At 40.5% G+C, this 19,362-nt stretch carries 16 protein-coding genes and 1 tRNA gene; 1 reads left to right on the plus strand and 16 read right to left on the minus strand.

Annotated features, from left to right (window positions below; all coding sequences use genetic code 11):
* The 13 genes from H4J76_RS11910 to H4J76_RS11970 form a co-directional block, all read right to left on the minus strand.
* The coding region (locus H4J76_RS11910; RefSeq protein WP_259364653.1) for a GTP-binding protein at window positions 1-203 on the minus strand (203 nt) is incomplete at its 3' end.
* Window positions 204-281: 78 nt separating this feature from the next.
* Window positions 282-2,390, minus strand: a complete 2,109-nt coding sequence (gene fusA / locus H4J76_RS11915; RefSeq protein ID WP_070375044.1) for an elongation factor G — start codon at window positions 2,388-2,390, stop codon at window positions 282-284.
* A gap of 223 nt (window positions 2,391-2,613) precedes the next feature.
* Complete coding sequence (rpsG, locus tag H4J76_RS11920) at window positions 2,614-3,087, minus strand: 30S ribosomal protein S7 (protein WP_070375045.1); 474 nt, start codon at window positions 3,085-3,087, stop codon at window positions 2,614-2,616.
* A 116-nt stretch (window positions 3,088-3,203) separates the two neighbouring features.
* Entirely contained in the window at window positions 3,204-3,578 is a 375-nt protein-coding gene (gene rpsL / locus H4J76_RS11925; protein WP_011045492.1) for a 30S ribosomal protein S12, read from the minus strand.
* A gap of 186 nt (window positions 3,579-3,764) precedes the next feature.
* Entirely contained in the window at window positions 3,765-7,976 is a 4,212-nt protein-coding gene (rpoC, locus tag H4J76_RS11930; RefSeq protein WP_070375046.1) for a DNA-directed RNA polymerase subunit beta', read from the minus strand.
* A 101-nt stretch (window positions 7,977-8,077) separates the two neighbouring features.
* Window positions 8,078-12,106 carry a DNA-directed RNA polymerase subunit beta gene (rpoB, locus tag H4J76_RS11935; RefSeq protein ID WP_070375047.1) on the minus strand — a complete coding sequence of 1,343 codons (4,029 nt, stop codon included), beginning with the start codon at window positions 12,104-12,106 and terminating at the stop codon, window positions 8,078-8,080.
* A gap of 259 nt (window positions 12,107-12,365) precedes the next feature.
* Window positions 12,366-12,725 (minus strand): 50S ribosomal protein L7/L12, encoded by a 360-nt coding sequence (gene rplL / locus H4J76_RS11940; protein WP_070375048.1) that lies wholly within the window; start codon window positions 12,723-12,725, stop codon window positions 12,366-12,368.
* 114 nt (window positions 12,726-12,839) lie between these two features.
* Window positions 12,840-13,334 (minus strand): 50S ribosomal protein L10, encoded by a 495-nt coding sequence (rplJ, locus tag H4J76_RS11945; protein WP_182217228.1) that lies wholly within the window; start codon window positions 13,332-13,334, stop codon window positions 12,840-12,842.
* A gap of 299 nt (window positions 13,335-13,633) precedes the next feature.
* Window positions 13,634-14,338 (minus strand): 50S ribosomal protein L1, encoded by a 705-nt coding sequence (rplA, locus tag H4J76_RS11950; protein ID WP_070375050.1) that lies wholly within the window; start codon window positions 14,336-14,338, stop codon window positions 13,634-13,636.
* A gap of 3 nt (window positions 14,339-14,341) precedes the next feature.
* A complete protein-coding gene (gene rplK, locus H4J76_RS11955) occupies window positions 14,342-14,770 on the minus strand; it encodes a 50S ribosomal protein L11 (RefSeq protein ID WP_070375051.1) in 429 nt (142 codons plus the stop codon).
* A 266-nt stretch (window positions 14,771-15,036) separates the two neighbouring features.
* Window positions 15,037-15,633 carry a transcription termination/antitermination protein NusG gene (nusG, locus tag H4J76_RS11960; protein WP_197517671.1) on the minus strand — a complete coding sequence of 199 codons (597 nt, stop codon included), beginning with the start codon at window positions 15,631-15,633 and terminating at the stop codon, window positions 15,037-15,039.
* A 2-nt stretch (window positions 15,634-15,635) separates the two neighbouring features.
* A complete protein-coding gene (gene secE, locus H4J76_RS11965; RefSeq protein ID WP_070375052.1) occupies window positions 15,636-16,016 on the minus strand; it encodes a preprotein translocase subunit SecE in 381 nt (126 codons plus the stop codon).
* An 87-nt stretch (window positions 16,017-16,103) separates the two neighbouring features.
* A tRNA-Trp gene (locus H4J76_RS11970) sits at window positions 16,104-16,180 on the minus strand.
* A gap of 251 nt (window positions 16,181-16,431) precedes the next feature.
* Here H4J76_RS11970 and H4J76_RS11975 point away from each other — a divergent pair.
* Complete coding sequence (locus tag H4J76_RS11975; protein ID WP_070375053.1) at window positions 16,432-16,836, plus strand: OsmC family protein; 405 nt, start codon at window positions 16,432-16,434, stop codon at window positions 16,834-16,836.
* A gap of 39 nt (window positions 16,837-16,875) precedes the next feature.
* On the opposite strand, the gene H4J76_RS11980 is transcribed toward H4J76_RS11975, so the two are convergent.
* The 3 genes from H4J76_RS11980 to H4J76_RS11990 all read right to left on the minus strand — a co-directional run bounded on the left by H4J76_RS11980 (window position 16,876) and on the right by H4J76_RS11990 (window position 19,362).
* Window positions 16,876-17,775, minus strand: a complete 900-nt coding sequence (locus tag H4J76_RS11980) for a phosphoribulokinase (protein WP_070375054.1) — start codon at window positions 17,773-17,775, stop codon at window positions 16,876-16,878.
* Between the two features lie 150 nt (window positions 17,776-17,925).
* Window positions 17,926-18,330 carry a 50S ribosomal protein L17 gene (gene rplQ, locus H4J76_RS11985; protein ID WP_070375055.1) on the minus strand — a complete coding sequence of 135 codons (405 nt, stop codon included), beginning with the start codon at window positions 18,328-18,330 and terminating at the stop codon, window positions 17,926-17,928.
* Between the two features lie 42 nt (window positions 18,331-18,372).
* Complete coding sequence (locus H4J76_RS11990; RefSeq protein WP_070375056.1) at window positions 18,373-19,362, minus strand: DNA-directed RNA polymerase subunit alpha; 990 nt, start codon at window positions 19,360-19,362, stop codon at window positions 18,373-18,375.

Raw genomic sequence — 19,362 nt, forward strand, 5'->3', positions numbered from 1 at the left:
ATGTGAGAAGTATTGATTGTAATACCACGCTCACGCTCTTCAGGAGCATTATCGATTTGTGCGAAATCTTTAACTTCACCACCGTGTACTTTAGTTAATACTGCAGAGATAGCAGCTGTTAAAGTTGTTTTACCGTGATCGACGTGACCGATAGTACCAACGTTAACATGCGGTTTTAAACGTTCAAATTTTGCTTTAGCCATTTTTCAATTACCTTAAAGTTTATTAAAAGCGCAGCCAAGATGACCGAGCTAGACTTTCACTAACTATAAGTGAGTGTCTTACGAGATTCCAAGAGATTCTGTTATTGCCGCAACTACATTCTTAGGAGCTTCACTGTATTGTAAAAATTCCATCGAATAAGAGGCGCGGCCCTGTGTTGCACTGCGTAATGCAGTAGCATAACCAAACATTTCAGACAGTGGTACTATTGCATTCACTATCTTAGAGCCAGCAGGACCTTCGTCCATGCCATCGATCATACCGCGACGACGATTTAAATCGCCAACGACATCACCCATGTTTTCTTCTGGCGTAGTTACTTCTACTTTCATCATAGGTTCTAGAAGTGTCGGCGTAGCTTTTAACGCCCCTTCTCTAAAGCCCATTGAAGCAGCAACTTTAAACGCCATTTCATTAGAGTCAACGTCATGAAAAGAACCGTCATAAAGTGTTACTTTAACATCAAGCATTGGATAACCGGCTAATACACCACTATCCATTTGCTCAAAACAGCCTTTTTCAATGGCAGGTATATATTCTTTAGGAACAGTACCGCCAACAATTTCGTTAACAAATTCGAAACCACCACCTTCTGGTAAGGGTTCCATTTTCAACCAAACGTGACCAAATTGGCCTTTACCACCTGATTGTCGAATAAATTTACCTTCTACTTCAACCGTAGAACGAATAGTTTCACGATAAGCAACTTGTGGCTTACCGACATTACATTCGACGCCAAACTCACGTTTCATGCGCTCGACAATAATGTCTAAGTGTAGCTCACCCATACCGGAAATGATCGTTTGACCCGTTTCATCATCAGTAGCGACCTTAAACGAAGGATCTTCAGCTGATAATTTACTTAAGGCTAGGGCTAACTTGTCTTGAGAAGCAATGGTTTTTGGCTCAACGGCTATTGAAATTACCGGATCAGGGAATTCCATTTTCTCAAGTGTTATTACGTGATTGGCATCACACAGTGTTTCACCCGTAGTAACATCTTTTAAACCGATGGCTGCTGCAATATCACCAGCACGAACTTCTTTAATTTCTTGACGGTCATTGGCATGCATTTGCACTAGACGACCGAGACGTTCTTTCTTGCCTTTAATCGGATTAAAGACACTATCGCCTGTTTTTACTACTCCGGAATAAACGCGGAAGAAGGTTAACGTACCGACAAAAGGGTCAGTGGCAATTTTAAAGGCTAACGCGGAAAATGGTGCACTATCATCTGCGGCACGCGTTGCAGGTGTTTCATTTTTGTCATCACTAATACCCGTAATAGCAGCAACTTCCGTTGGTGAGGGTAAATAGTCAATAACCGCATCTAAAACAGCTTGTACGCCTTTGTTTTTAAAAGCAGAGCCACAAGTACAAAGAATGATTTCATTATTAAGGGTACGTTGTCGAAGTGCTGACTTGATTTCGTCTTCTGTCAAATCGCCATCTTCAAGGTATTTATCCATTAGCTCGTCTGACACTTCAGCCGCTTCCGATATCATATTCTCACGCCATTCATCGGCAAGGTCTTGCATATCGGTAGGTATTGCTGAATAAGTAAAAGTCATCCCGTGATCGTCTTCACTCCAGTTGATCACTTTCATTTTAACAAGGTCTATAACACCTTTAAAATCTTCTTCTGAACCAATAGGTAACTGAATAGGAACTGCATTTGCTTTTAGACGTGCTTTTAGCTGACCAACAACAGAAAGAAAGTCTGCGCCAGTGCGGTCCATTTTGTTAACAAAAACAATGCGTGGAACGGCATACTTTTCCATTTGACGCCAAACAGTTTCTGTTTGCGGTTGAACACCTGAAGAGGCACATAAAACTAATACAGCACCATCGAGGACACGCAAAGAGCGTTCAACTTCAATGGTAAAATCAACGTGACCAGGAGTATCGATAATATTAATACGGTGGTCAACAAATTGACCGTCCATGCCTTTCCAGAAACAAGTTGTCGCAGCTGAGGTAATGGTAATACCACGCTCTTGCTCTTGTTCCATCCAGTCCATGGTTGCAGCACCATCGTGCACTTCACCAATTCTGTGAGAAAGACCCGTGTAAAACAAAACACGTTCTGTGGTTGTCGTTTTGCCAGCATCTACGTGCGCACAGATACCAATGTTACGGTAGCGCTCAATAGGGGTGATACGTGCCAAAATGAAATCCTCTAATTCTTAGTCACTAATAATTAGTACTATTAAATAAATATTCGCGTAAGCGGTGAGTATTTGTTTAATACTACTGTTTAATACTTTTTGAACTGCGCAAAGCATCAGTCCGTAAAAGTTAGTATGGCTAGCAAGAGAAACTCTTGCTAGCCATGTATTTACCCTAAGCATATGCAAAGGGTAAATCATACATCCATTCAAAACTGCTAGCTTACCAGCGGTAGTGAGCGAACGCTTTGTTAGCATCAGCCATACGGTGAACGTCTTCACGTTTCTTAACCGCTGAACCTTTGCTGTCAGACGCATCTAACATTTCGTTAGCTAGGCGCTGAGCCATTGATTTTTCACCACGTTTACGAGCTGCTTCAACTAACCAACGCATGGCTAGAGCATTACGACGAACTGGACGAACTTCAACTGGTACTTGATAAGTAGAACCACCAACACGACGAGATTTAACTTCGACAGATGGGCGGATATTATCTAAAGCAGTTTCGAAAAGCTCTAAGTGAGTTTTCTCGCTGTTTTTTTCAGTTAAAATGTCTAATGCACCGTAAACAATTTTTTCTGCAGTAGATTTTTTACCATCAACCATAAGGATGTTGATGAATTTTGCTAAAAGTTCGTTATGGAACTTAGGATCTGGCAATATTTTACGTTGCCCTACGACGCGTCTTCTTGGCATCTTAATTCTCCGTAGTATTCAGGATTAATCCAAAATATATAAATTTAAAAATTTCTTATTTGGCCTTACTTAACGTTTTTTTCTCTTCCTATCTATAAGGAGTTAGAGAGGAAAACTTAAGATTTAGGTCGTTTAGCACCGTATTTAGAACGGCCTTGTCTTCTGTCGCTTACACCTGAACAATCAAGCGCGCCACGAACGGTGTGATAACGCACACCCGGTAAATCTTTTACACGGCCACCGCGTATTAAAATAACGCTATGCTCTTGTAAATTATGTCCTTCACCACCGATGTATGAAGTTACTTCGAAGCCGTTAGTTAAACGAACACGAGCAACTTTACGAAGTGCTGAGTTAGGTTTTTTCGGTGTAGTTGTATACACACGAGTACATACGCCACGACGTTGTGGACAAGCTTGTAACGCTGGAACGTTACTTTTAGTTACTTGTCTTACACGTGGTTTACGTACTAATTGGTTAATAGTTGCCATTAAATAGCTCCCGATTAGTTAAACTTGTGTAAATTCCAATCAATGAGAAATTTACACCCTTATAAACGTGAAAATCCGCGACCTTAAATGCTATACATAAACAGTACAGGATATAGGGTCGCGGAATTCTATAGGTCAAGCTATGGCCTGTCAAGTAGCACAGGCCATTAACGCTATATTTTTTACTTAATCACTAGCATTTAGTGCGTCAGTTAATGCTTGTGCTGCATCGTCAGCTGAAACAGCGACTTCTTCAACAGCAGGCATTTTTGCTTGTAGTTTACGTTTAGCACGTTCCTGATGGTACGAATAACCTGTACCCGCTGGGATCAAACGACCAACGATAACGTTTTCTTTCAAGCCACGTAACTTATCTTTCTTACCTGCAACAGCAGCTTCAGTAAGTACACGTGTTGTTTCTTGGAAAGATGCCGCTGAAATAAACGATTCAGTTGCTAATGATGCTTTAGTAATACCCATCATTTGCATTTCGTATTCAGCAGGTTGCTTACCAGCAGATTCAAGCTCGCGGTTTGAAATATTAACACGCGCTACTTCTACTTGTTCGCCTTTCAAGAAATCACTATCACCCGCGTCTAAGATTTCACACTTGCGAATCATTTGACGGACGATAACTTCGATGTGCTTGTCGTTAATTTTTACACCTTGTAAACGATATACTTCTTGTACTTCGTTAACAATGTAATTAGCAACAGGTGCAACACCACGTAAACGCAAGATATCATGCGGAGACTCAGGACCATCGGCAATAACTTCACCTTTGATTACTGGCTCACCCTCATAGATATTCAAAAGACGCGTTTTAGGGATCATCTCTTCGTATACTTCACCGCTAGGTTGAGTGATTAATAAGCGCACTTTACCTTTGGTTTCTTTACCGAAAGCAACAACACCTGTTTTCTCAGCAAGAATTGCAGGAAGTTTAGGCTTACGTGCTTCAAATAAATCAGCAACACGTGGAAGACCACCGGTTATATCACGAGTTTTAGAACTTGCTTGTGGTATACGAGCAAGTGCATCACCAATGTTTACATCCGCGCCATCTTCTAAGTTAACAATCGCATTACCCGGTAAGTAGTAAAGTGCTGGGATTTCTGTCCCGGCAATCATAACTTCTTCACCGTTAGCATCAACAAGTTTCAATGCTGGGCGCATTTCTTTACCCGTTGCATTACGTTGACCTGCGTCAGTAACAATAATACTTGAAAGACCAGTCAGATCATCAGTTTGACGAACCATAGTCACGCCATCAGAAAGATCAACGAACTGAACTTTACCTGCTACTTCCGTAATAATAGGGTGAGTATGCGGGTCCCAGTTAGCGATGATTTCACCGGCAACAATTGAACCACCATCTTTCTTAGAAAGCACTGTACCGTAAGGCACTTTATAACGTTCTTTCTCACGACCTAGCTCATCAATTACCGTCATTTCAGATGAACGTGAGGTAATAACAAGATGATCTTCAGAGTTAGTTACAAACTTAGCATTTTGAAGTTTCAAAGTACCTGTGTTTTTAACTTGTACGTTGTTTTCAGCAGAAGCACGCGATGCGGCACCACCGATGTGGAACGTACGCATGGTAAGCTGTGTACCAGGTTCACCGATTGATTGTGCTGCAACAACACCAATAGCTTCACCTTGGTTGATCATATGGCCACGAGCCAAATCACGACCGTAACAATGAGCACAAATACCAAAATCGGTTTTACAGGTAATAATTGAACGTACTTTCATTTGATCAATTGAGTTTTCTTCAATGAAATCACATAAAGCTTCGTCAATTAGCGTGTTACGAGGTAATAAAACTTCGTCAGTACCCGGCTTGATAACATCTTCAGCAACAACACGACCAAGAACACGTTCTCTTAATGGTTCAACAACATCGCCACCTTCGATTAGTGGTGTCATTTGTAGACCGTCGAAAGTACCACAATCATGTTCAGTCACAACCAAATCTTGTGCAACATCAACTAAACGACGAGTTAAGTAACCCGAGTTAGCTGTTTTAAGTGCAGTATCGGCAAGACCTTTACGCGCACCGTGAGTTGAGATGAAGTATTCAGATACGTTCAAACCTTCACGGAAGTTAGCTTTGATTGGCGTTTCGATGATAGAACCATCTGGTTTAGCCATCAAGCCACGCATACCCGCTAACTGACGGATCTGAGCAGCACTACCACGAGCACCCGAGTCAGCCATCATGTAGATAGAGTTAAATGAATCTTGTTCTTCTGGCACGCCGTCACGGTTAATAACAGTTTCTTTTGATAAATTGTCCATCATCGCTTTAGAGATTTTCTCGTTGGCAGATGACCAAATATCAATAACTTTGTTATATTTTTCGCCCTGAGTAACTAAACCTTGCTCGAATTGAGTTTGGATTTCAGCAACTTCTTCTTCCGACTCTTCGATAATAGTGTATTTAGCCGCAGGAATAACCATATCATCAATACCAACAGAACAACCCGCGATCATCGCGTAATGGAAACCTGTGTACATGATTTGGTCAGCAAAAATAACCGTTTCTTTCAAACCTAAGTTACGGTAAGCGTGGTTAATTAATTTCGAAATTGGTTTTTTGCCAAGCGGTTGATCGATTAGATCGTAAGGCATACCTTTTGGACAAACCTGCCACATAATGGCTCGACCTACCGTGGTATCACGTAAAGTCGTTTTAGGAACAGTAAAGTTACCTTCTTCGTCTTTAAAGTATTCAGTGATACGAATTTTTACACGGGCGTGAAGTTCTGCAACACCTGTGCGGTAAGCTTTTTCAGCTTCTTTAGTGTCAGCAAAAACCATGCCTTCACCTAAACCATTAACACGGTCACGTGTTAAGTAGTACAAGCCTAAAACAACATCTTGTGATGGTACAATAATCGGCTCACCGTTTGCTGGTGATAACACGTTATTGGTAGACATCATTAAGGTACGAGCTTCCATTTGCGCTTCGATAGTTAACGGTACGTGTACCGCCATTTGGTCACCATCGAAATCGGCGTTGTATGCCGCACAAACTAGAGGATGCAAGTGAATTGCTTTACCTTCAATTAGAACAGGTTCAAACGCTTGGATACCTAGTCTGTGAAGTGTTGGTGCACGGTTAAGCATAACTGGATGTTCACGAATAACTTCGTCAAGTACATCCCAAACTTCAGCGCCTTCACGTTCAACTAATTTTTTAGCCGCTTTAATCGTAGTCGCTAAACCACGAGCTTCTAATTTACCGTAAATAAATGGTTTGAATAATTCAAGTGCCATTTTTTTCGGTAAACCACACTGGTGTAAACGCAGTGTAGGACCAACAGTAATTACAGAACGACCAGAGTAATCAACACGTTTACCCAATAGATTCTGACGGAAACGACCTTGCTTACCTTTAATCATATCGGCAAGAGATTTAAGAGGACGTTTGTTAGAACCGGTAATTGCGCGACCACGACGACCGTTATCAAGAAGTGCATCAACAGATTCTTGTAACATACGTTTTTCGTTACGTACGATAATATCTGGAGCAACTAAGTCAAGAAGACGTTTTAAACGGTTGTTACGGTTAATAACACGACGGTATAAATCGTTCAAATCAGACGTAGCAAAACGGCCACCATCCAAAGGTACTAACGGACGTAAATCCGGCGGTAAAATGGGTAGTACGTTCATAATCATCCACTCAGGCTTATTACCTGAAGCGGCGAATGCTTCCATTAATTTTAAACGCTTAGTGACTTTTTTACGCTTAGTTTCACTACCAATTTCAGGAAGCTCTTCACGCATTTGCGCTACTTCGCCTTCTAAATCGATTTGTTGTAGTAAAGCTAAAACAGCTTCAGCACCCATTAATGCGTCAAATTCATCACCATGCTCTTCTAAAGCATCAAGATATTCTTCTTCAGTTAGAATTTGGCTTTTTTCTAATGTTGTCATACCAGGTTCAGTAACAACATAAGATTCAAAATAAAGAACACGTTCGATATCACGAAGTGTCATATCAAGTAATAAACCAATACGCGAAGGTAATGATTTTAAGAACCAGATATGTGCAACTGGGCTTGCTAATTCGATATGACCCATACGGTCACGACGAACTTTTGTTAATGTAACTTCAACGCCACATTTTTCACAAATAACACCACGATGCTTTAAACGCTTGTATTTGCCACAAAGACATTCGTAATCTTTTACTGGACCAAAAATACGCGCACAAAATAGACCGTCACGTTCTGGTTTGAACGTACGGTAGTTAATCGTTTCAGGTTTTTTTACTTCACCAAATGACCAAGAACGAATCTGATCTGGTGAGGCTAGTCCGATACGTATACCATCGAACTCTTCTGTTTGATTTTGTTGCTTAAGAAACTTAAGTAAATCTTTCACACTTCTTCTCCTGTCGGAGTTAAACCTTAAAAAGAAAGCAGTTGCCTGCTTTCTCCGTGTACTGACTCATCAATTTGATAGTCAGCATGCAGCTTTGGAAGCTAGTCCTGATCTAATTCGATGTTAATACCTAACGAACGAATTTCTTTCAACAATACGTTGAATGATTCAGGAATGCCTGGCTCCATTCTGTGATCACCGTCTACTAAGTTTTTATACATCTTAGTACGACCGTTAACATCATCAGATTTAACCGTTAACATTTCTTGTAGCGTATAAGCAGCACCGTATGCTTCTAGTGCCCATACTTCCATCTCACCGAAACGTTGACCACCAAATTGCGCTTTACCGCCAAGAGGTTGTTGCGTTACTAATGAGTAAGAGCCAGTAGAACGTGCATGCATTTTGTCATCAACTAAATGGTTAAGTTTTAACATATACATGTAGCCAACCGTTACAGGACGTTCAAATTCACGACCAGTACGACCGTCAGTTAAGATAAACTGACCGCTTTCAGGCATATCTGCAAGTCTAAACATCTCTTTGATTTCTTTCTCTGCTGCACCATCAAATGCTGGAGTAGCAATAGGAAGACCGGCACGCAAGTTATTAGCTAAACGCATCACTTCATCATCAGAGAAGCTCGCGATGTCAACAACTTGACGAGATTCACCAACATTGTAAACTTCTTGAATGAAGTTACGTAGTTTATGAATTTCTTGTTGCGCTTCCAACATACGGTTGATTTTTTCGCCAATACCACGACACGCCATACCTAGATGAGTTTCTAAGATCTGACCAATGTTCATTCGTGATGGTACACCTAACGGGTTAAGTACCACATCAACAGGAACACCATATTGATCGTAAGGCATATCTTCTACTGGAACGACGTTTGAAATAACACCTTTGTTACCATGACGACCGGCCATTTTGTCACCCGGTTGGATGTGGCGTTTTATCGCTAAGTAAACTTTGATAATTTTAAGAACACCTGGAGCTAAATCAGCACCTTGGGTGATCTTACGACGTTTAATTTCAAACTTCTTATCGAAATCAGCTTTAATATTGTCGTATTGCTCAGCAATTTGTTCAAGCTCAGATTGTTGACCTTCGTCAGACAAGTTTTGAACTAACCAATTTGCACGAGACATACTATTAATGTCTGATTCGTTTAAGCCAGCAGATAAAAGAAGGTTTTTAGCACGAGCATAAATACCATCTTCTAAGATGCTAAATTCATCGCCTAAATCTTTCTTAACTTCTTTAAGTTGTAATTCTTCAATTTCAACAGCGCGCTTATCTTTTTCTACACCGTCACGGGTGAAGATTTGAACGTCGATGATAGTACCTTTAACTGAGTTAGGTACACGTAAAGAGCTGTCTTTAACGTCAGCTGCTTTTTCACCGAAAATAGCACGTAATAGTTTTTCTTCTGGTGTTAATTGTGTTTCACCTTTAGGAGTAACTTTACCCACTAAGATGTCGCCACCATTAACTTCAGCACCGATGTAAACAACACCCGCTTCATCTAATTTAGATAAAGCTGATTCACCAACATTAGGAATATCAGAAGTAATTTCTTCACTACCTAATTTAGTGTCTCGTGCTATACAGGTTAATTCTTGAATATGAACTGTAGTGAAACGATCTTCTGTAGCAACACGTTCAGATAACAACATTGAATCTTCGAAGTTGTAACCATTCCAAGGCATAAACGCTATACGCATGTTTTGACCTAGGGCTAATTCCCCCATGTCCGTTGAAGGACCATCAGCTAAAACATCACCGCGTGTAACAGGTTCACCCATACGACACTGTGGACGTTGGTTGATACATGTATTTTGGTTAGAACGCGTATATTTAGTTAAGTTATAAATATCAATACCGGCTTCACCAGCATGCATTTCGTCTTCATTAACTTTAACAACAATACGAGAAGCGTCAACATAGCTGACTACACCACCACGTTTTGCAACAGCAGTTACACCTGAATCAACAGCTACAACTTTTTCCATACCTGTACCGACTAACGGCTTATCAACGATAAGAGTTGGTACGGCTTGACGTTGCATGTTTGAACCCATCAGGGCTCTGTTAGCATCATCGTGCTCAAGGAACGGAATTAAACTTGCTGCAACTGAAATAATCTGCTGTGGCGAAACATCCATGTATTGGACTTGTTCTGCCGAGATTAATGTAAATTCGTTTTTGTGACGACATTGTACTAAGCCGTCTACTAACTTACCTTCACTATCAACCGGAGCTGTAGTTTGGGCAATAACGAAGTTACCTTCTTCAATTGCTGATAAATAATCAATATCATCAGTGACTAAACCATCAACTACTTTACGATATGGAGTTTCTAAGAAACCGTAATCGTTTGTACGTGCATAACACGACAATGAGTTAATCAAACCAATGTTTGGACCTTCCGGCGTTTCGATAGGACATACACGACCATAATGGGTCGGATGTACATCTCGAACTTCAAAACCAGCACGTTCACGCGTCAAACCACCTGGGCCTAATGCGGAGATACGACGTTTATGCGTCACTTCTGATAACGGGTTGTTTTGATCCATAAACTGTGACAATTGTGAAGAACCGAAAAATTCTTTCACAGCCGCAGAGATAGGCTTAGCGTTGATTAGGTCTTGTGGCATGATAGCGTCTAAGTCACCAAGACTTAAACGTTCACGTACAGCACGTTCAACACGTACTAGACCAACACGGAATTGGTTTTCTGCCATTTCGCCAACAGAGCGAATACGACGGTTACCTAAGTGATCGATATCATCAGTCTCGCCTTTACCGTCACGAATGGCGATTAAGGTTCTCATTACTGAAATAATGTCATCGTTAGATAAAATGCCACTTCCAACATCGTCTGAATTGCCAACACGACGGTTGAACTTCATTCGACCAACGGTTGATAAATCATAGCGTTCTGGAGCAAAAAACAAGTTAGTAAATAACGTTTCTGCTGCATCTTTTGTTGGTGGCTCGCCTGGGCGCATCATGCGGTATATTTCAACTAAAGCTTCTAGCTTGTTTGAAGTACCATCAACACGAATAGTGTCAGACATGTATGAACCAACATCGAATTCATTCATATATAAAGTAGAAAGAACTTTATGGCCAGCTTGGCTTAGCTCTGCTAATAACTCTAATGTTATTTCAGCATTGGCTTCAGCAATAACTTCACCAGTAGACTCATCGATGTAAGCTTTAGATAAAACTTTACCTACGATGTACTCAGCTGGGACTTCTAGCTTTTCAAGATTTTCTTTCGACAATGAACGAATATGACGTGCAGTAATGCGACGACCTTGTTCTACTAATACATCACCATTTTTCAAACAAATGTCAAACGTTGCCGTTTCACCGCGTAAGCGCTCAGGGATTAAATCCATGATCAACTTATCGCCTTTGATTGAAAAGTCAGTGGTGTCATAGAACATGTCTAGAATTTCTTCAGTAGAATACTCTAAGGCACGTAAAATGATTGACGCCGGTAATTTACGACGACGGTCAATACGTACAAATAAATTATCTTTAGGATCAAACTCAAAATCTAACCAAGAACCACGGTAAGGAATAACGCGTGCGTTATATAATACTTTACCAGATGAGTGTGTTTTACCTTTATCATGATCGAAAAACACACCTGGAGAACGATGTAATTGCGAAACAATAACACGCTCAGTACCATTAATAACAAACGTACCGTTGTCTGTCATTAATGGGATTTCACCCATGTATACTTCTTGTTCTTTGATATCTTTAACTGTGCCTGCTGGCGCTTCTTTATCGTAAACTACTAAACGTAATTTAACGCGAAGCGGCGCAGAATAGGTTACACCGCGGATTTGACATTCTTTGACATCAAATAACGGTTCGCCAAGTCTGTAGCTCACATATTGTAACTCTGAGCTACCAGAGTAAGCTTTAATTGGGAAAATAGAATGAAACGCAGCCTCTAGGCCTGTTTCACCTGTTGGATCAATATCAATAAACTTACGGAAAGATTCGAGTTGGATTGATAACAAGAATGGATAATCCATTACTTGTATGCTTTTACCAAAGTCCTTGCGAATACGTTTCTTTTCGGAGTAAGAGTAAACCATGGGGTTCCTCAGCTTGCTGGTTATGGCCGATCTGCCTTTAAAATACCAATTGGACTAGACAACTTCAGTATAGCTTCATACTTTGTGTTAGCTAATCCAATTGGTATCAGACAGGATATTGCAATGATACTTAATACATTTAGTACCAATTATGCACTTTTTGGTTTAAAAAAAACCACTTTCTTTAGCGCAAAAAGGCCGGTGACTTTAAAGTCACCAGCCATTGCCTTTTCAGGCAAATAATCTGTTTAAAAACAGATTATTTGATCTCAACAGAAGCGCCAGCTTCTTCAAGAAGAGTCTTAAGAGCTTCAGCTTCAGCTTTGTCAACGCCTTCTTTAACAACGCCAAGAGCTTCAACTAAGTCTTTAGCTTCTTTAAGGCCTAAACCTGTAGCGCCACGAACTGCTTTGATTACTGCAACTTTCTTCTCACCGAAGCTAGTCATAACAACGTTGAATTCGCTTTGCTCTTCAACAGCTTCAGCTGGTCCAGCAGCGGCAACAGCAGCTGATGCAGATACGCCAAATTTTTCTTCCATTGCTTCGATTAAAGCAACAACGTCCATTACTGACATGTCAGCAACTGCGTTTAGGATATCGTCTTTAGAAATAGACATTTTAAATTTCCTGTTTTTTAATAAACAGCCTTTGGCTGTTTGAAATAACTATAAATACAAAAAGTGCGAATTGTGCTCTGCCTATGTTTAAGTAATAGCAGAGGTAAACAATTATTAAGCGGCTTCTTGTTCTTTCTGATCGCGTACTGCAGCAATCGTGCGGACTAATTTGCCTGCAGATGCTTCTTTCATTGCGCTCATTAAACGTGCAATCGCTTCGTCGTAAGTAGGTAGCTTAGCTAACACATTTACGTCTACTGAATTACCTTCAAATGCAGCTGCTTTTAAATCAAAGGCTTCGTTAGATTTAGCGAAGGCTGTGAATAAACGTGCAGCGGCACCTGGGTGATCAGATGAAAAAGCAATTAATGAAGGTCCTTTGAATACGTCAGAAACACATTCAAATTGAGTACCTTTTACTGCACGACGTGCTAATGTGTTACGGACAACTTTCATCCATACACCACTTTCACGTGCTTGCTTACGCAATGCAGTAATTGCTTCCACTCCAACACCACGGGCATCCGCGATTACAACTGAGTGAGCGCCACTAGCAGCTTCTTGAACTTCAGCAACAATTGCCTTTTTGTCATCAAGATTGATAGCCATTGGCTTTAACTCCTGGTTCACCGGTTAAATAAACCGGTATTTACTATCCCTAGTTTATATTCTTTCAAAGAAAGTAAACTAGGCCGTTACGGCGAGGACCAGAATTAGGAAATACTGGGTAATCACCATCTACGTAGGAAAAATTAAGTCTATTAAAGTAAATAATTACCTCATAAACTCCTACGGTCTTTGACGGGGTTGTTTAAACTTCTAAAAGAATAAAACAACACCTACCAAAATTTTTAAGGGCGAAATTATAGTCTATAATTTAACCCTTGTAAAGTGCAAAAAATGTGACTTTACTTAGAAACTGCTGTCAAACTAGCTTGGTTTACCGATACACCGGCGCCCATAGTAGTTGAGATAGAAAGTTTCTTAATGTACTGACCTTTAGCATTTGCTGGTTTAGCTTTCTTTAAAGCTTCCAATAAAAACTCTAGGTTTTCTTGTAATTTAGCATCGTCGAAATCAGCCTTACCAATAGTAGTATGGATGATACCGTTTTTATCATTGCGGTAACGGATCTGGCCCGATTTTGCATTGTTAATAGCGGTTACAACGTCTGGTGTTACAGTACCAACTTTAGGGTTAGGCATTAAACCACGTGGGCCTAAAATCTGACCAAGTTGACCAACAACACGCATAGCATCTGGAGAAGCGATTACAACATCAAAGTTCATCTCGCCTTTTTTAACTAATTCAGCTAAATCTTCCATACCTACGATGTCAGCACCAGCTTCTTTCGCTTTCTCAGCATTTGCGCCCTGTGTAAATACAGCAACACGAACATCACGGCCAGTACCATTTGGTAATACAGCTGCGCCACGTACGTTTTGGTCTGATTTACGAGCATCGATGCCAAGGTTTACAGCAACATCTACACTTTCACGGAAGTTTGCAGTAGCAAGTTCTTTTAATAAAGAAATGGCTTCAGCAATATCATAATCTTTTAATACGTCTACTTTTTCACGGATTAGACGAGCGCGTTTCGTTAATTTAGTCATTGATTAGTCCTCTACCACTAAACCCATTGAACGAGCAGAACCCGCAATGGTACGCACTGCAGCTTCCATAGAACCAGCAGTTAAGTCAGCTTCTTTTGTCTTAACAATTTCTTCAAGTTGAGCTGTAGTAACAGTACCCACTTTGTCAGTGTTAGGACGGCCAGAACCGCTTTTGATGCCAGCTGCTTTTTTCAATAAGTAAGAAGCAGGTGGTGTTTTTGTTTCAAATGTAAAAGAACGATCGCTGTATACAGTAATAACTACTGGTACTGGAGCGCCTTTTTCTAAAGATTCTGTTTTTGCGTTGAACGCCTTACAAAATTCCATGATATTCACACCGTGTTGACCTAAAGCAGGACCAACTGGCGGTGACGGGTTTGCTGCACCAGCAGCAACTTGTAGCTTGATTAGAGCTTGGACTTTCTTAGCCATTTTTCAATACCTTTAGTTTGGGTGTTAACGCTAAAATTTAATTCAGCTCCCCGTTGTTCGATTATCCTTACTTTTTCCTAAACGACGAAGTCACTTAAAAAAAATAGGCAGCGGATTATATATTAAAAAAGCCCTTTTACACAAGACTTTAATGAAATTCTTATTTATATGACTTCAGGGGAGTTGAACGGATTATATTGATATAACAAAAAAGGCTAGAGATTCACATCTCTAGCCTTTTCGAATTAATATTTATTACTGAGTGGTTAGCCTTTTTCGACTTGTCCGAACTCTAAATCTACTGGGGTTGAACGACCAAAGATTAATACCGATACTTTAATACGGTTTTTATCGTAATCTAATTCTTCAACAACACCGTTAAAGTCAGCAAATGGGCCATCAATAACACGAACCACTTCGCCGGGCTCAAACAATGTTTTAGGACGAGGCTTGTCGGTATCTTCTAGTCTTTGTAAAATACGGTCAGCTTCTTTTTGTGAAATAGGTGCTGGGCGATCACTGGTACCACCGATAAAACCTAAAACTCGTGGCACACTTTTAACTAAATGCCAGGCTTCAACATCCATTTCCATTTGTACTAATACATAGCCAGGGAAAAACTTACGTGAACTCTTACGCTTTTGACCAGCACGCATTTCAACGACTTCTTCGGTAGGCACAAGAATTTGACCAAACTTTTCATGCAATCCTTGAATTTCGATATGCTCAACCAATGTTTTTTGCACGCGTCCTTCATAGCCAGAAAAAGCTTGTACAACATACCAACGTAATTTCGGGTTTGTGTTAATTGCTTTTTCTTCGTTTTGTTCATTCTCTTCAGGAGATAAAATTTCTTCAGTCATGATTACACCTTCAAACCTGTAATAAAGCCAACTACCCAAAATAGCGTAGAATCAAGTCCCCACATCACTAAAGACATAATAAAAGTAGCGAACAATACGATACCTGTAGTTTGTATCGCTTCTTGGCGTGTTGGCCAAACAACTTTACGAATTTCAGTACGTGATTCTTTCGCAAATGCAACGGCGTTGTGACCTTTAACAGTTTGCATGGCGATTACACCAGCAATAACGATACCGACAACGGCACCTATCGCACGGTATAAAACGGATTCATCACCGTAAAAATAATTGGCGAAAACGACTCCGGCTAAAAGCAGGATAACGATCATCCATTTTAGCGAATCAAGAGATCCGTTTGGCTGGCTTTCTGTACTTGCATTCATAATATTGACCTGTAAATATTTGCCTATGGCATGTTAACTTCATCACTGAAGTTACTTCAAAAGTATTAAAAAATACTTTATAAAATATGGCAGGGGTAGAGAGATTCGAACTCCCAACCGTCGGTTTTGGAGACCGCTGTTCTACCAATTGGAACTATACCCCTAGTTTACTTTCCATCTAAGATGAAGAGTTACACTTTTCTGGTGAATCTTAGTTTGTTTGGGAATTTAAAGATACTCAAGAAGTGAGGCGCCATTATACTAATGATATTACTTTTCTCAAGTGATATTTTCTTTTGTCTGCTGTTTGTTGGCTTCAAGGTTCTTTTTCTGATTATCTAGATGAAGCACTAGTAAATTTCAGCCGATGCACGTTAATATATTACCCATTAATAAGTAGATATAAGGTCTAACAATGAAAGCAAGTGTAAAATGGATGGGTGAAGAGTTATTCATGGGTACTTCGCAAAATGGTCATACGATTGTTTTGGACGCTAACGCCGGTGCGTCTGCCCCTAGCCCGCTAGAGAATGTATTGATTTCATTGGGGGCTTGTTCCTCAGTAGATGTAGTCAGTATTCTTGATAAATCTAGGCAAAACGTCAGTGGTTGTAAAGTGGATATTGAAGCTAAGCGTGTAGACTCAGTGCCGAAACTGTTTTCTGATATTCATCTGCACTTTGTGATAACAGGTCAGGAAGTTTCAGCAAAACACGTCGAGCGCGCCGTTAAGCTTTCTGCTGACAAATACTGTTCAGTAGCATTGATGCTACATAACACTGTACGAATCACCCATGACTTTGAAATAGTCGAAGAGTAAATGCACGATGTGCTGTAATTTACGTTACAGCACAATTTACTACAAATCAGTCATCCAATCTAATTGCTTATTGGCGCGATGCTTTTTCTCCATTAAATCTCTGATCAATGGTGTTAACAGTAATTCCATGGCAAGCCCCATTTTCCCACCCGGCACAACTAAGGTGTTGATCCGTGACATAAAGGCACCGTCAATCATCGATAAATAGTAAGGAAAGTCAACTCCCGTAGCTTCGCGAAAGCGTATCACCACAAAACTCTCATCAAGGCTTGGTATCGCTTTAGCACTAAAAGGGTTCGAGGTATCTACTGTCGGTACGCGCTGGAAGTTGATATGTGTCTTTGAAAACTGTGGCGTTATGTAAGAGATATAGTCTTCCATACTGCGCACTATGCTTGCTGTTACCGCTTCTCGACTATGCCCACGTTGATTAGTATCGCGTATTATTTTCTGTATCCACTCTAAGTTGACTATCGGTACCATACCAATTAGCAAGTCGACATGTTTTGCTACGTCATTTTTTTCAGTGACCACGCCGCCATGTAACCCTTCATAGAAGAGTAAGTCAGTGCCATCACCTAGTTTTTCCCAGGGTGTAAACGTACCCGGCATTTGGTTATAGGGAACGGCTTCATCAAAAGTGTGTAGGTATCGACGCATCTGGCCTTTACCCGTTTCAGAATAAGTGCTGAAAAGTTTTTCTAAGGCGTCGAAATCGTTAGCTTCATCACCAAAATAACTAATGTTTCTTCTGTCTTCTCTCGCCTTACGCTTTTCGAGGTCCATTTCTTGTCGAGAGTACCGATGAAAACTATCTCCTTCAACCGTAGCTGGAGTGATACCCAATGAACGAAATATATGTGCAAACGACTCTATCGTTGTCGATGTACCTGCTCCTGATGATCCGGTTACAGCAATGATAGGATTACGTGATGACATAATTGATTCTCTTAAGAGTGGGGTTAAATGTTATACGGAGAATTTTAAGGTTGGTCAAGTTTACACTAGGGTTGATTATCATTATTTTTAAAAACAAAAACGGAGCCGAAGCTCCGTTTTTAATTTTAAAGCAAATTTAGCTAGGCTAAATTAAGCTTCTGCTGACTCTTCAACTTCTTCTGCAACAACATCTGATGCAGGACGGTCTACTAATTCAACATAAGCCATAGGCGCTTTATCACCAGTACGGAAACCACATTTTAAAATGCGAGTATATCCACCTGGACGTTCTTGGTAACGTGCACCAAGTTCGTTAAATAAAATACCTACTACTTCTTTATCTTGTGTACGAGCAAACGCTAAACGGCGATTTGCAACACTGTCGGTCTTGGCCAATGTAATCAGTGGCTCTACAACGCGACGTAGTTCTTTAGCTTTAGCTACAGTCGTTTTAATAACGCCGTGCTTAACTAGTGAACTTGCCATATTACGGAACATCGCTTGACGATGACTGCTATTACGGTTTAACTGGCGACCGCTTTGACGATGGCGCATAAGTTAATCCTTCTCTCAAACTATTAAAAAACGATAAACGAATTAGTCGTTATCAGCGATGCTTTCAGGCGGCCAATTTTCAAGGCGCATACCTAAAGATAAACCACGAGACGCCAAAACGTCTTTGATTTCTGTTAAAGACTTCTTACCTAAATTAGGTGTTTTAAGAAGCTCAACTTCTGCACGCTGTACTAAATCGCCAATGTATTGAATTGCTTCTGCTTTTAAGCAGTTTGCTGAACGAACTGTTAATTCAAGATCATCAACTGGACGAAGCAAAATAGGGTCAAATAAAGGTTTCTCTTCTTTTGGCTCTACTTCTTTAATATCACGCAATTCTACAAACGCATCTAGCTGTTCAGCTAAAATTGTTGAAGCACGACGAATAGCTTCTTCTGGATCCAATGTACCATTGGTTTCCATATCAAGTACAAGTTTGTCTAAATCAGTACGCTGTTCTACTCGGGCAGAGTCAACATCGTAGGCAATTCTTACAACTGGACTGAACGAAGCATCAACTAACAAACGTCCGATTGCACGATCTTCATCCTCGGCATCGCGTCTAACTGAAGCAGGAACATAACCACGTCCCATTTCAATTTTGATGCGCATGCTGATAGAACCTTCACCTGTTAAATTACAGATTACATGATTAGGATTTGCGATTGTTACATCTCCGTCATGTTGGATATCAGCTGCCGTTACAGGGCCTTCACCGGATTTAGTTAAAGTAATAACAGCTTCGTTTTTACCTTCTAAACTTATAGCTAATCCCTTAAGGTTCAACAATATTTCGATGATGTCTTCTTGCACACCCTCTTTACTACTGTATTCGTGTAGAACGCCGTCAATCTCAACTTCAGTTACAGCACAACCTGGCATTGAAGATAGAAGAATGCGACGTAAAGCATTACCTAAAGTATGACCAAAACCACGCTCTAATGGCTCTAAAGTTACCTTAGCACGAGTCGCGCTAATGGTTTCAATACCAACCAATCGCGGTCTAAGGAATTCGGTTACAGAACCCTGCAT

It is taken from the genome of Colwellia sp. BRX9-1 (assembly GCF_014077195.1).
GTDB lineage: Bacteria > Pseudomonadota > Gammaproteobacteria > Enterobacterales > Alteromonadaceae > Colwellia_A.

Excerpts from the sequence above, each read along its gene's own strand:
- rpsG (WP_070375045.1), bottom strand. The coding sequence starts at position 3,087 with ATGCCAAGAAGACGCGTCGTAGGGCAACGTAAAATATTGCCAGATCCT.
- rpsL (WP_011045492.1), bottom strand. The coding sequence starts at position 3,578 with ATGGCAACTATTAACCAATTAGTACGTAAACCACGTGTAAGACAAGTA.
- rpoB (WP_070375047.1), bottom strand. The coding sequence starts at position 12,106 with ATGGTTTACTCTTACTCCGAAAAGAAACGTATTCGCAAGGACTTTGGT.
- rplL (WP_070375048.1), bottom strand. The coding sequence starts at position 12,725 with ATGTCTATTTCTAAAGACGATATCCTAAACGCAGTTGCTGACATGTCA.
- rplJ (WP_182217228.1), bottom strand. The coding sequence starts at position 13,334 with ATGGCTATCAATCTTGATGACAAAAAGGCAATTGTTGCTGAAGTTCAA.
- rplA (WP_070375050.1), bottom strand. The coding sequence starts at position 14,338 with ATGACTAAATTAACGAAACGCGCTCGTCTAATCCGTGAAAAAGTAGAC.
- rplK (WP_070375051.1), bottom strand. The coding sequence starts at position 14,770 with ATGGCTAAGAAAGTCCAAGCTCTAATCAAGCTACAAGTTGCTGCTGGT.
- nusG (WP_197517671.1), bottom strand. The coding sequence starts at position 15,633 with ATGACTGAAGAAATTTTATCTCCTGAAGAGAATGAACAAAACGAAGAA.
- secE (WP_070375052.1), bottom strand. The coding sequence starts at position 16,016 with ATGAATGCAAGTACAGAAAGCCAGCCAAACGGATCTCTTGATTCGCTA.
- H4J76_RS11975 (WP_070375053.1), top strand. The coding sequence starts at position 16,432 with ATGAAAGCAAGTGTAAAATGGATGGGTGAAGAGTTATTCATGGGTACT.
- H4J76_RS11980 (WP_070375054.1), bottom strand. The coding sequence starts at position 17,775 with ATGTCATCACGTAATCCTATCATTGCTGTAACCGGATCATCAGGAGCA.
- rplQ (WP_070375055.1), bottom strand. The coding sequence starts at position 18,330 with ATGCGCCATCGTCAAAGCGGTCGCCAGTTAAACCGTAATAGCAGTCAT.
- H4J76_RS11990 (WP_070375056.1), bottom strand. The coding sequence starts at position 19,362 with ATGCAGGGTTCTGTAACCGAATTCCTTAGACCGCGATTGGTTGGTATT.